The sequence below is a fragment of the Kibdelosporangium banguiense genome (assembly GCF_017876405.1).
Classification (GTDB): domain Bacteria; phylum Actinomycetota; class Actinomycetes; order Mycobacteriales; family Pseudonocardiaceae; genus Kibdelosporangium; species Kibdelosporangium banguiense.
Genome location: NZ_JAGINW010000001.1, coordinates 1,055,775 through 1,068,691, shown reverse-complemented (window position 1 = coordinate 1,068,691; position 12,917 = coordinate 1,055,775). Strand labels below are relative to the sequence as shown.

Genomic DNA, 12,917 nt, shown 5'->3' with positions numbered 1-12,917 from the left:
CATGGCGTGTCAACACGTGTTGGCCTACGATCGTTGACATGTCCAGACCCCGCCGTTCAGACGTCACGCGGGCCGCGATCCTCGTCGCAGCCCGCGAACGCTTCGCCTCCGACGGCTACGAACGCGCCACAATCCGGGCAATAGCCGCCGACGCCGCAATCGACCCCGCGATGGTCATGCGGTATTACGGAAACAAGGAGAAACTCTTCGCCGCCGCGGCCGAATTCGATCTGCGACTGCCCGACCTGACTGTGGTCCCGCCAGCGGAAATAGGGTCGGTGCTCGCCCGGCATTTTGTCACGCGCTGGGAAAACGACGAGACCATGATGGCTTTGCTGCGCGCTGGAGTGACCAATGAGAGCGCCGCGGAACGGATGCGGTCGATCTTCGCGAGTCAGTTGGGTCCGGTGGCTGTCACTGTTTGTTCCGACCCGGATGGTGCTGCCACGCGGGCCGGTCTCGTGGCCACTCAGGTTCTCGGGTTTGCCCTGTGCCGGTATGTTCTTCGGCTTCATCCGGTAGTAGCGATGACCGAAGACGAGATCGTTCGATGGCTCGGTCCTACTTTGCAGCGCTACCTCACCGAGTGAACTCTCCTTGCTGTGTGTGGGTTTTTCGCTGGGTACTCTGCTTGGGTTCCGGCTCGGCGCCGGTGGCCGGGCCTTGGCTTTTGTTTTTGCTTCGGTGTTGGTGGCTGGGGCGCTCGATTTGACACGGAGACCTCTGAGGCGGCCTCGGTTGGCTGAAGAGGCAGGCCCCCTGATTCAATCCGTGATCCCGGCCAAAGCCGTGTCGGGGGCCAGCCTCGCCAGAAAGCTTAAGGCCGCCTCCACTCCGTATAAAATCGAGCCTTTCGGGCCGTTGGCCGACGTCCCAGCGTGGTTCGGAGCCCTCGCGCGCCCAGACTCAGTCTTCACCCTGGCAGCAATTCCCACTGGCAGCGATTCCCAGAAATCCCGCCCTTACATAAGAGAGCAGCCCCCGCCACTCCCTGGGGGGCGTCCCTGTTCCAGTCTATCGGGGGAGCATGATCGAGAGGGGGACTCGGGCACGTTGTGGATAACTAGATTTGTGAGTGGAGCCACTCGTACGAAAGGGCCTGGTCCAGAGCCCGGAGTCAGAGTCAGAACCGGGACCACCAAGGCCAGATACTAAAGCCCGGGGCGAAGGCCGGGAGCCTGACCCGGAACCCGGCTGGAACGTCGGCCGAAGGCCTTTCCAAGCTCGATTTTATACGGGGTGGAGGCGGCCATAAGCTTGTCGGCGCGGCAGGCCCCTCATGGCTTTGGCCGGGAACCCAACCCTAATCATTGGGCCTGCCCTTTGGTCCTGACGTGCCTCAGGGGTTTCCCGTGTCAAACCGAGCCGTCCCAGCCACCGACACCAAAGCAAAACAAAAGCCGAGCGCCCAACCTCTCAGACATCAAAGCAAACCAAAACAGAGGAGCGCGGACGAGCCGGCCGTAAGCCGGATTCTGTACCCGGGCCGGAGCCTGGGTGGCGGCCATCCATCTAGGCCTGCCGTTGCCGGCAGGCTCGTGCGGCCTACCCGCAGGCTTGGGCGGGCAGCCCTCGATCACCTGCGCAGGCACCGGAGTGCCCTTTTGGCCTTGCTCCGGGCGGGGTTTACCTAGCCACCCCGGTCACCCGGGGTGCTGGTGGTCTCTTACACCACCGTTTCACCCTTACCTCGGCCGTGGCCAAGGCGGTCTGCTTTCTGTGGCACTGTCCCGCGAGTCGCCTCGGGTTGCCGTTAGCAACCACCCTGCCCTGTGGAGTCCGGACTTTCCTCGACAGCCCTTTCACAGGCTGCCGCGGCCGCCCTGCCGACTCATCCGCATCCGCCAGCCTATCCCACGGTTCGGAACTGGTTGCCTGGGTGTTGGCCACGCCGCTTTACTCGGCCGGGTGACAGGCGGTCACCGACTGGGAGCTGATATGTCCACAGGCGACGAGGCAAGGCACGTGTCTACTCGGGACGATACGGACGCTGGGGTGTGATCGGCCATGGCCAGGATTCTTGTTGTGTCGGGCAGCCCCGCTCCGGAGGCGCCCACTGGGATTCTGCTTGGGCATGTCGCTGAGTCGCTGCGGGGGTCGGGTCATGAGGTGCATGTTCTCGCGGTGCGTGATCTGCCGACGATCGCTTTGCTCAGCGGTGATCTGCTTGATCCGATGATTCGGCATGCGATGGAGCTCGTCGAGCGGGCTTCCGGTGTTGTGGTGGCGAGTCCGGTTTACCGGGCGGCGTACAGCGGGCTGGTGCAGTCCTTGCTGAATCTGCTTGGCAAGAGTGCTTTGGCCGGCAAGGTTGTGCTGCCGTTGGCCAATGGTGGGACGCAGGGCCATTTGGTGGCGATCGACTACGCGTTGCGGCCGTTGTTGGTGGCGCGCGGTGCGACTGATGTTGTCCCGGGGCATTTCGTTTTGGACGCGGACATTCGTGACGAAGTGTCTGTCGGGGCTTCGGCCGACCTGGATCTGGCTGTGCGGCGTTTCGCCAACGCGGTCACCGAACGTCCTGGCCTGGCGACCGCTTCATAAGCGCGGCGAAAGCGGCGAGGGATTCTTCGAAGGGCGCCGCGTCGGCGTACCACTTGGTTTCGTGTTCGAGCACGATCGGTCCGGTGAAACCGGCTGCCGCCGCGAGCGTCTCCTGGATCGGCACCGCGCCTGTGCCTGGGATCATCGGCCGCCGGTCGGTGTCGGACGCGGCGTCCTTCAGCTGTAGTTCGCCCAGCCACGGCAACAGGGCCGCAGCGGCCTCGGCTGGGGTTTCGCCTGCTCGCCAGGTGTGCATGGCGTCCCAGACCGCACCCACACCACGCACGCCTGACTTCGCCAGCACGGCCGCGATCTCACTGCCACGCAACAGAAGATCGTGGGTCTCGACCAGAAGCGTGATGCCCTCGGCGACGTCGACCGCCGCGGCGAGTCGTTCCGCCGCCAGCTCGACCGATGTTTTCTCCGACCGGCCGGGGAAGATCCGGATCGCGGGCGCCCGCAGATCGTGCGCCAGTTGAACATGTTCAGCCAGCATCGAGACATCGTCGTCGCAGAGCCGGTAATACGACGCGAGCGCGGTGATGCCCAGGCCGTCCAGAGCCGCGAGCGCGGCCTTTCGTTCCGCTTGGGAGATCCCGGCGTGGACGGGTTCGTCGGCCGCGCACCGCAGCTCCACGAGCGGAATGCCGTGCTTACGGGCCATCGCCGCGACATCGGCGAGCGGCAGACCGGGGCAGCCGAGCGTCGAGAAACCAAGCATGCCGCCTACCTTACGAAGTAGTTTCGACGTCAGCAGCCGGTGTGCCGCACAGCGGCAAACCCGGCCGTGTCTGTGTCATTTGGCATTGATGGGCAAAAACCTGACAACCAGAATCATGATCGCGACTACGCGAACAGCGGTACACGACCACGTGGGACTCGCCGGTACGTTTGCCACAGTCGTCCTCGTCGGGGAGGGGTCCTGTGCAGCATTCTCCAGCGATCCACCACACGATCGTGGTTGTGGACATCGCTGACTACACCAATCCCGTGCGCACGGAGCTACACCAAGCCGCGATGCACAACGGTCTTTACGGCGTGCTGGAAACAGCTTTCAACAGAGCGGGTGTCCGGTGGGATGCGTGCAGACGGGAAGACCGCGGCGACGGCGTGCTGATCCTTGTGCCGTCGGAGTTCTCCAAGACACTGGTGGTCGACCAGTTACCGAATCTGCTGGTCGCGGGGTTGGTCAGGTATAACGCGGTGCACGCGCGGGAAGCGCTCATTCAGCTGCGGATGGCGGTGCATTCCGGCGAGGTTCACCACGAGGCGGAAGGCAAAGTCTCCACCGCGCTGAACAACACCTTCCGCATCCTTGACGCGGAAGCCGCGAAATCGTCACTGCGTGAGACCGGCGGTGTGCTCGCGATGATCGTGTCGGATCCGTTTTTCCAGGACGTCATCGCGGCCGATCCGGCCACCGGGCCGGGCTATTTCCAGCAGATCCCGGTGGCGGTCAAGCACACCAGGGCACCGGCCTGGTTACGCGTTCTGGGCACTGTCAGTGACCAGACCCGCGTTCTGCCGGTATTCCAGGAGAGCGCGTTGCAGCGTCTGCAGAACCTGATCGGGACCGTTGCGGTGCCAAGGCTTCCGCTGCTGCTCGCCCAGGCGGCCGGTCACGGCGTGCAGCCGTTGCGGCGCGAGGCCGATGTCTGGGAGGCCGTGGAGTACCTCCTGGATCTCAACGCCGAACCGGGTGGGTTTCCCAGGCTGATGACCTTCATCGAGTTGCTGGCCGATCAGCTCGGCGACACGGCGGTCGGAGCCAATCTCAGGGAGTGGAACGACGCACAGGCGCAGCATCTGCGTCAGACCACGGCGCTGGCCCGGCACCGCGCGGCGAAACGGGCCAGGTCAGACGTTGACCAGGTGCTGCATCTGATGATCCAGATCGAGCACGACGGACTCGATCACGACCGGTTCCTGATCTCTCACTGGCGCCAGGATGTGCCCGGTGAATGGCCGCCGGCTCGCGGTGAGGCCAAGATGGCCGGTAGTGGCGATCTCGAGGCGGCGGTCGACGAAGTGATCCTGGAAGCGGAAGAGGCCTGGTCAGAGCAACACGTGGAGGTGGCACTGGAGTTTGTGCTACCGCGTGCGCTGCTCAATCTGCCAGTCGATCGCTGGCACTCGGAACCGCGATCGCGTAATCCGCGTCCGCTGTCGCTGGACTATCCGATTGTCGTGCGCTCCCTGGAGCGAATGACGGCCCGCCGTTGGTGGCGGGTGTGGCACGCCAAGTGGCGCGTGCTGCTTGAGGATCCGGCCGGTGCCCGCGTATATATAGCGAGTTCCGCGGACTTGGATCGGCCATATAGTATCGACGTCAGGTTAAAGGATCCTCAGGTTGTGTCTTTGATGCTCACCGGACCCCCACCACGCGATGTTCAACAGCACGACGAGTTGAGTACCGCGTTGCGCGCCGGGCTGCCCGCGATCATGTGGAGCCGGGACGAACGGCACACGGATGCCTTGGCCGAGTTACTCGCCCATTTGGTGCAACCTGGCGGTTTGCTGGATCTTCCGCAACGGGTTCACAAGGTGCGCCAAGCCGCGCTCACCGCTTCTGATCGGCAAACGCAGGCGGATGTTATACAGAATTTGGTGATACTGTGGGACAATCCACTCCGCACGCTGTATCTCGATCAGCCGCCGCGCCCCGCGCGACTGGAGGGGGATACCGCAGATGAACGCGAACGAGCGTCCTGATCGGGATGAGCCGGATGAGCGCGAACGTTCCTCCGACGTGCCCGATTGGTGGATCTACCGGGGAACTGGCCAGCCGTTGCACGACGGCGTCCGGCTGGACCAGCTGTTGCCGCAACCACCGCCGTGGCGGCGTTTTCCTGGTGCCCTCCTCGCCGACAATGACGCGCCGCCCGAGGACGAGGGCGAAACAGAACGGCGTCTGGGAATTCAGCAGTTCGCCTCCCCGGCAATGGTCAATCCACACGAAGTGGACATGGTGAACGCGGCGCTCTATCTGCGTCGGCCATTGTTGCTGACCGGTCCGCCGGGTGCGGGAAAATCGGCGCTGGCATTCCAGATCGCGAAGGAACTGCGGCTCGGCCGGGTCATCCGCTGGCACATCACCAGTAATTCGACGGTGAAATCAGGGCTTTACAACTATGACGCGATCGGCCGTGCCGAGGCGATCGCGACAAGGCACGCGTCCGGTGATGAGGCCGGGCCCGCCGAGCAGATCGGCGATTTCGTCCGGCTGGGCCCGCTGGCGACCGCGTTTCTGCCCAGCAGGCTGCCCCGGGTACTGCTCATCGACGAGCTGGACAAAAGCGAGATCGATCTGCCGAACGATCTGCTCAAGATCTTCGAGGACGGGTCGTTCCAGATTCCTGAGCTGGAGCGCATCGCCAGCCACACGCCGGAAGTCGCCGTTTTCACCGACGACCCGGACCGCCGGTCGACGATTGCCGGTGGCCGGGTGACCTGCAGCGCCTTCCCGGTAGTAGTGATGACCAGCAACGGTGAGCGGGATTTCCCGCCGCCGTTCCTGCGCAGATGCCTGCAGGTCGACATCAGGCCGCCGGATGTCGAGAAGCTCACCGCGATGGTCGCCGCGCATCTGGGCCGTGAGCACGACGACGAACTGCGCCACGAGCTCATCCGGGATTTCGCCGAACAGAGCGAGCGGGCCGGCGGCATCCCGGCGGACCGGCTGATCGACGCGCTGTTCCTTTCGACGTCCGGAGCGTACGCCCGCGATGCCGCATCGTGGCCGAGGCTCAAGGACGCGCTCTGGCGCGACTTGAAGGCCGTGTGACGTGGCAGAGCCCGCCGGAGCTCCGCGAAGGGACCTCGACCAGTCGGCGAGGGTCCGCCGGTCCGCCGGTTCGAAACCCGCCGCGGCGCGGTTTCCGGGCGCGGCCGGCGGGAACACCGATCTGCCTGCGTGGTTCGAGATCGCCGATGCCATCTGGCTGACCAAGTTCACCGGGAGCCGGGAACAACCGGCCCCGCAGCAGCCCACTCCGCCTGATGTCGGCCTCCCTCGGGACAGCCCAGCGCCGCAACCGCCCAGAAAAGACAAGCCCCCGCAGGTAGAAACGAAACCGGCTGATGACGGATCCACGGCGCCTCCCGGTCGGCCGCTGCGTAGGCCCCAGCCTGAACCAGCCGCGACGACGACAGTGCCTCAGCCGTCGGGCAACGGCTTCACGAATGCCCCGCCGGTGACCGCCGCGCAAGTCCCGCCGTTGCCGGACGCCGCGCGTATCGTCCGGGCGCTGCGGCCGTTGCACCGCACTGTCTTGTCTCACCATTCGGACACGTACGAACTGGACGAAGAGGCGACCGCGGAACGTGCTGTCCAAGATGGACTGTGGTGGCCGGTCGTCCGGCCACCGGCCGAGCGCTGGCTCGATCTGACGCTGGTGGTCGACTCCGGTCCGTCGATGGCGCTGTGGCGGTCGACCGTGGTGGCCTTCGAGTCGTTGCTGCGCAGGCTAGGCACGTTCCGGACGATCCAGCGCAGGCTGCTGGACACCAACCGGCCCGGCGAGCAGGCGCCTGTCCTGCGCGGCGGCACGCCGGAGGCGTCCGAACGTGGGCCTGCCGAACTGCTCGATCCGAGCGGCCGGCGGATCGTGCTGGTGCTGACCGACGGGGTGAGCCGCAACTGGCGGTCGCCCGCGGTCTACGGGATGCTCGCGAAGGTCGCCGGCGCGATGCCGACCGCGCTCGTGCACCTTCTGCCGCAACGGCTTTGGCGGCAGACCGGGTTGAACGTGCACCGTGCGCGGCTGAAACCGCGCGGCCGGCTGGCGCCCAACAGCCGGTGGTCGGTGGCGTTGCCCGACGCGTGGCTCGAACCGGTCGCCGTCGCGCCCGAGCGGGACGGCGCGGTCGCGGTTCCGGTGCTGGAGATGGAATCCCGGTGGTTCGACCGGTTCACCCGGCTGGTGCTCGGTGGAAACGACCCGGTCGACGCCACCGTGGTCCTCGCGCACGAGTCGGCCGCCTATCACTCCGACGAAGATGAAATCACTTCGGATAATCCCTCGTCAGCGGATCGGGTGAAGGGCTTTCTGAGCACGGCGTCGCCCACCGCATTCAGATTGGCGACGTTGCTCGCCGCCGTTCCGGTAAGCCTGAAGACGGTCTCCCAGGTGCGGGCGGAAGTCGTTCCGGAGATTAAAAACGAGCATATCGCCGAAGTACTTTCCAGCCCCCTATTCGAGGCCGAACCCCATACCCACGTCGATAGTCCGTGGGATACGATCACGTTCAATGTCCGGCCCGGAGTCCGTAAAGAGTTGCTCAGCAGCGCGCGCCGCTCGGAGACAGTCCATGTCATCCGGGTCGCGGACTCGATGGGGCATACCCGGGCAGCGCTCGATTCGCCGGACAGCACTCCCGAACCGACCATCGATACGGTTTCGGCGAGTGACATCACCATCCAGCGTATTGTTATGGAAGCTTTATCGGGTCCGTATCTTTCCCGGGCGGAACGTCTGGCCGCCGCCGAGGAAAACACGTACCCAATCGGGGATACCACCACTTCTCCTAGCGATACAGTGAGTAACCACATGTCAAGCGCAGCCGACCCACGCCTCGCACATTTGAGCCACCCTGACCGGCCGGCTGAGCCGCACCATCGCCTGCCGCCGCCGGATCCCGACAGCCCGTCCACACCACGGCTGGTCACGCCGTGGATGCCGGTCGAAGGCGTGCAACGGCAGCCGGGCGACGTCCCGCCGATCTGGGGCAAGGTGCCGCCGCGGAATCTCAACTTCACCGGCCGGGCCGCCCTGCTGCGGGAACTGGGCGACCGGCTCGCGGTCGGGATGACCGCGGTCCTGCCGAAAGCGCTGCACGGTATGGGCGGCATCGGCAAGACCCAGACCGCGGTCGAGTACGTCTACCAGCATCTGGACGACTACGACCTGATCTGGTGGATCGAGGCCGCCAAGGGCACCCAGATCACCGCCTCGCTCACCGAGCTCGCCCAGGCGCTGGGCCTGCCCGGCGGCGCGGAGGCCAACACCGCTGTCCCCGCTGTTCGTGAGGCACTGCGCCGGGGCAAGCCGTACGGCCGCTGGCTGCTGGTGTTCGACGCGGCCGAAGGTCCCGAGGTCGTCCGCCCGTTCTTCCCGACCAACGGGTCCGGCGACATCCTGATCACCTCGCGGAACCCGGAATGGGCCAGCGTGGCCCGGCCGCTGGAGGTCGCCACGTTCGAACGGCCCGAAAGCGTGGAGCTGCTGCGCCGCCGCGGCCCGGAGATCGACGACGAGGACGCCGACCGGCTGGCGAACACACTCGGTGACCTGCCGCTGGCGATCGAGCAGGCGGCCGCCTGGCGGGCCGAGACCGGAATGCCGGTCGACGAATATCTGCGCCTTTTCGACGAGAAGGTCGCGGAAATCCTGGACACCTCTGCCCCGCAGGGGTACGAGCTTTCCGTCGCCGCCGCGTGGAACGTTTCCTTCGACGAACTGAAGAAACGCAGCCCGGTCGCACACCAGCTGTTGCAGATCTGTGCCTTCTACTCACCCGAGCCTATTTCCCGGCATATCTTCAGTGGTGTCCGCGGTATCTCGATCGCGCCGGATCTCGACCGGGCGCTGCGTGACCCGATGCAATTGGCGCGGGCCATCCGGGATGTCAACCGATACGGCCTGGCGAAGATCGACCACCGGAACAACACGCTCCAGCTGCACCGTCTGGTGCAGACCGTGCTGCGTAACCGGATGTCACCGAGACAGCAGGAGGAAATGCGGCACGGCGCCCATCTGCTGCTCGCGAACTTCGATCCCAAGGATCCGTTGTCACCCACCCAGTGGCAGCGTTACCGCGACGTTCTGCCCCACGTCTACGCGGCCGACCTGATCTCGTGTGACGACGAGTGGGGCCGTGAACTCGTGGTCAATCTGATGACCTTCCTCTACCGGTGGGGCGACCACGACGAGGCGATCAGCCTGGCCGAGCGGGCACTGGAGAAATGGCAGGAGTCGCCCGGCAAACAGGACGCCCAGACCCTGCAGGTGGCCAGCAGGCTCGGCTACTACTACTGGATCATGGGCGAGTTCGCCCACGCGGCGGAGCTCAACCGGGAGACGCTGGAGATCCGGCGCCGGGTCGACGGCGAGAACAACGAGGACACCCTGGCGGCCCAGGTCGCGGTCGCGACAGACCTGCGCACGGCCGGGGACATGGCCGGGGCGATCCAGGTGACCGCCGACGTCTACCAGAAGGCCAGGGCACTGTTCGGCGAGGACGACCCGGCGACGCTGCGGTTCGCCCGGATCTACTGTGTCGCCCTGCGGCACGTCGGCCAGTTCCAGGAGGCAGCGCAACTCGACTACGACACGCACCGGCGGCTGATCGAGGTGCTCGGCAACGACCATCCGGAGACACTGAGCGCGCTGGGCGGCCTGATCCTGGACCGCCGCGAGGCGGGCGACTACCTCTGGGCCCGTAGCGAGCAGGAGAAGCTGGCCATCCGGGCCCGCGAGGTGCACGGCGACAACAACGCGGACACGTTGCGCCGCCTGGGTTATCTCGCTGTCGCGCGGCGGAAGGCCGGTGACCACGACGGTGCGCTGGAACTGTCCACGGAGGTCCTGGAACGGTTCGAAACCCGGTACGGGCAAGGCAACTTCAACGCCATGGCCTGTGCGCTGGGGCGTTCGATCGACCTGCGCCACGCGGGAGATCTGCGCGGCGCCAAGGCGCTCGGCGAGGAAACCCTTGGCCGGTACCGGTCGAGCATGGGCGATGATCACCCATTCACCCGTTGCGCCGAGGTCGACCTCGCGGTGACCCTGCGCCTGCAGGGCGATCCTGCGGCCGCACGCACACTGAACGAGCGCGCTCTCGAGCAGTTGCGTGCGACTCTTGGTGCGGACCACGTGCACGCGATTCTGTGCTCCATCAACCTTGCCAGCGACCTCGCCGCTCTCGGCGAAAGCGAGGCCGCGGTGGCGTTGAACACCGATGCCTACGAGCGCGGTGAGCGCGTTCTGGGCCCGGATCACCCGACCACCCTTGCCGCCAGCCTCAACCTGGTGCTCGACCTGCGTTCGGTCGGCCGCGAACCGGACGCCGAGAAGCGTTACGCGGACGTTCTCGCCCGCTACCGCCGAGTCCTGGGCGAGAAGCACCGTGCGACGACCAACGCGTCGATGAACGTCCGCGCGGACTGCGACATCGACCCGTTGCCGCTGTAACCACCCACCAACGCGGGGGGTTTGTGTGCCCCCAATGCCACATTGGGGGCATCAGATGCCCCCAATGTGGCATTGGGGGCAAAAGTTTTTGCTCAGAGGACGGTCTGGCCGAGCCATTCGGCCAGGCCGTCCACTGTTATCGCCTGAGTTGTGTGCTCGCGGACAGCCCGGTGCACTGCCCGGACGAGTTCGGGGCAGCGCAACAGGATCCGGGTCGCCGGGCTTGAGTCCACAGCGGACAGTGCGAGGGTCAGTCCGGTGATCGAGGCCGGCCGGTCCGGGTCCTCGGCCAGCTCCGCGCGGAATCCCCGGATCGCGTCCGGGAAGCGGCCGGTCACCAGTGCGAGGTCGGCGTGCGTGGCGCCTGCCACGGTCAGCCACGAGGACATCCCTTTGGTGACAAGCAATTGCGTCAAGTCGGCACGAGCATGTGACCAGCCGCCGTCCGGGACCGGTGTCGGCGGCTGATCCGTCCCGGCTTCGAACGGACTTGTCGGCGAGCCGTCAAGCCACGCCTTGGCGAGATCGCACACCAGCGCCGAGTCGGGCCGCACGTGCCGTAGCCGCCATCCGAGGTAATGGTCCTTGGCCGTTCGCGCGGCGGCTTCGATCATGTCCGTCGCGATCGGCTCGGTCAGCCAGGGCTGGAGTTCCTCGGCGATGGCGTTGACGAATCGGCGGCCCGTCGGGGTCAGTGCCGGGTCGTGCCGCACAGCCGACACCGTGCGCCAAGCGACTTCCCGGTGGTAGGCGAACTCGAACGAGCCGCGCCGGTCGCCGCATCTCATTTGTGCCCGCCAGAACGCGGTCATCCCGAAGAACGCGTACAGGCCCTGGAAAACACCGCCGATCGGGCGTGGATCGTCCCGCCACGGCGCGTAGAGGCGTTCCCGCGGGTCGTTTTCCCACAGCCGCGTCAGGTGCATCAGGCCGGTGAGCCTGCTGTGCTGGAATTCGTGGACGAGCATCGATGCCAGACTCGCGGGGTCGGCCGGCCGATTGATGATCGCGCTGCCGAAAGCGTCACTGCTTGACGCACTCGGCGCCCGGAACAATGTCAGCGGACGTGGTGCGACCGAATCGAACCCGACCCGCAGTGCCTCGGCGAAGTCCGGCAGGCCGTCGGCGATCAGGCGCCACGCGTGGCTCATCAGGCCTTGCCAGGCAATGGTTTCGCTCTCCGGCAGACGCTGCGGCCCCAACGGTTCATGCGGTCCGCGATAGGGATCGAGGTCGTCCAGCCGTACGGAGAATGTCCGGCCATTGGCCCGCGTCACCAGCCGGCGAATGCTCCACCACTCGTCCGTGTCAGTGCTGAGGTCGGTCGGCAGGCGGATGGTTCCCGTGCCGTACCGCACTTCGACCCCGTCCGGCGAACCGTGGATCTCCGCTGTGTCACAGCAATCCAGTCGCACCAGGCCGAGCGTCGGCAGAATCGCCTCGCCCTGCCAGGCCGGGATTCGGATGTCGAATCTGATGCCCGCTCTGATCGCCGCCGCGGCCGCGAGTGCGTTCACATAACCGATGTGCACCCACAACGGCCACACACCGCTGATCTTCTGGGTGAGCAACCGGGTTGTGTAACCGGCCCACGAGCCGGTGTACGGGTGCGCCAGAACGAGATCCAGCACAGTCGGCGCCGCTTGTTCGACTCGGGCCAGCAAATCCCAGGCATCCACGGGAGACGGCAACGGATCCGCCAGCTCGGGTGATTTCGCCACCTGGTCGACAAGCGAGCGCAGCAACAACAGGCGTCTGCTTCGTTCGGCGCGCCTGAGCTGGCGGACTACGCGGGCCCCACCGCTGCCCTTCGCCATGGCGTCGAAATCGTGCCAGGAAATGTGGTGGCGCGGAAAAGCGTCGGGTGGGGCGTCATCGACGATCAGTTGCCCCAATCGTTGCACTGCGACTGTTCGTACACAGCTGATTTGCCGGCCCGGTGAACAGCGTTGTGCATCGCTGCGCGTACCGCGCCACTACGCCATCGGTGTGCTGCCGACATGGACATCGACCCCAGATCGATCAGATCCGACTCGATGCCATTCCTTGAATCCGCAGGGATTGTGTCCATGATGCCGATTCCCCTCGCTGTCGCGGCCAGAGCCCGGATCACGCACCTTCCATGATGTCGTAATCGCCGCCGGGCGGGAAGCCTTCCGACGTCCGGTGGGTGCCGATCGG

Annotated in this window: 7 protein-coding genes and 1 other RNA gene; 5 read left to right on the top strand and 3 right to left on the bottom strand. The window is 65.8% G+C overall.

Translation table 11 applies throughout. From position 1 onward, the window contains the following. Positions 1-38: 38 nt before the first annotated feature. Positions 39-590: a TetR/AcrR family transcriptional regulator gene (locus JOF56_RS05000; RefSeq protein WP_209635003.1), complete on the top strand. Its 552-nt coding sequence runs from the start codon at positions 39-41 to the stop codon at positions 588-590. An 859-nt stretch (positions 591-1,449) separates the two neighbouring features. Here JOF56_RS05000 and rnpB read toward each other — a convergent pair. Next, positions 1,450-1,834, bottom strand: an RNA gene (gene rnpB / locus JOF56_RS04995) — RNase P RNA component class A. A gap of 173 nt (positions 1,835-2,007) precedes the next feature. On the opposite strand from rnpB, the gene JOF56_RS04990 reads away from it, so the two are divergent. Continuing rightward, positions 2,008-2,544, top strand: a complete 537-nt coding sequence (locus tag JOF56_RS04990) for an NAD(P)H-dependent oxidoreductase (RefSeq protein ID WP_209635001.1) — start codon at positions 2,008-2,010, stop codon at positions 2,542-2,544. On the opposite strand, the gene JOF56_RS04985 is transcribed toward JOF56_RS04990, so the two are convergent. Then, positions 2,510-3,265, bottom strand: coding sequence for a sugar phosphate isomerase/epimerase family protein (locus tag JOF56_RS04985; protein ID WP_209634999.1), 756 nt, complete (start codon positions 3,263-3,265; stop codon positions 2,510-2,512). The two genes, JOF56_RS04990 and JOF56_RS04985, sit on opposite strands and share 35 nt — an antisense overlap. A 203-nt stretch (positions 3,266-3,468) precedes the next feature. Here JOF56_RS04985 and JOF56_RS04980 point away from each other — a divergent pair, with 203 nt between their 5' ends. The 3 genes from JOF56_RS04980 to fxsT all read left to right on the top strand — a co-directional run bounded on the left by JOF56_RS04980 (position 3,469) and on the right by fxsT (position 10,736). Next, complete coding sequence (locus tag JOF56_RS04980) at positions 3,469-5,256, top strand: VMAP-C domain-containing protein (protein ID WP_209634997.1); 1,788 nt, start codon at positions 3,469-3,471, stop codon at positions 5,254-5,256. Further along, entirely contained in the window at positions 5,234-6,328 is a 1,095-nt protein-coding gene (locus JOF56_RS04975; RefSeq protein ID WP_209634995.1) for an AAA family ATPase, read from the top strand. Before JOF56_RS04980 ends, JOF56_RS04975 begins: the two co-directional genes overlap by 23 nt. A gap of 121 nt (positions 6,329-6,449) precedes the next feature. After that, a complete protein-coding gene (gene fxsT / locus JOF56_RS04970; RefSeq protein WP_281065646.1) occupies positions 6,450-10,736 on the top strand; it encodes an FxSxx-COOH system tetratricopeptide repeat protein in 4,287 nt (1,428 codons plus the stop codon). A gap of 92 nt (positions 10,737-10,828) precedes the next feature. On the opposite strand, the gene JOF56_RS04965 is transcribed toward fxsT, so the two are convergent. Beyond that, entirely contained in the window at positions 10,829-12,640 is a 1,812-nt protein-coding gene (locus JOF56_RS04965; protein ID WP_307854923.1) for an HEXXH motif domain-containing protein, read from the bottom strand. Positions 12,641-12,917: the final 277 nt, after the last annotated feature.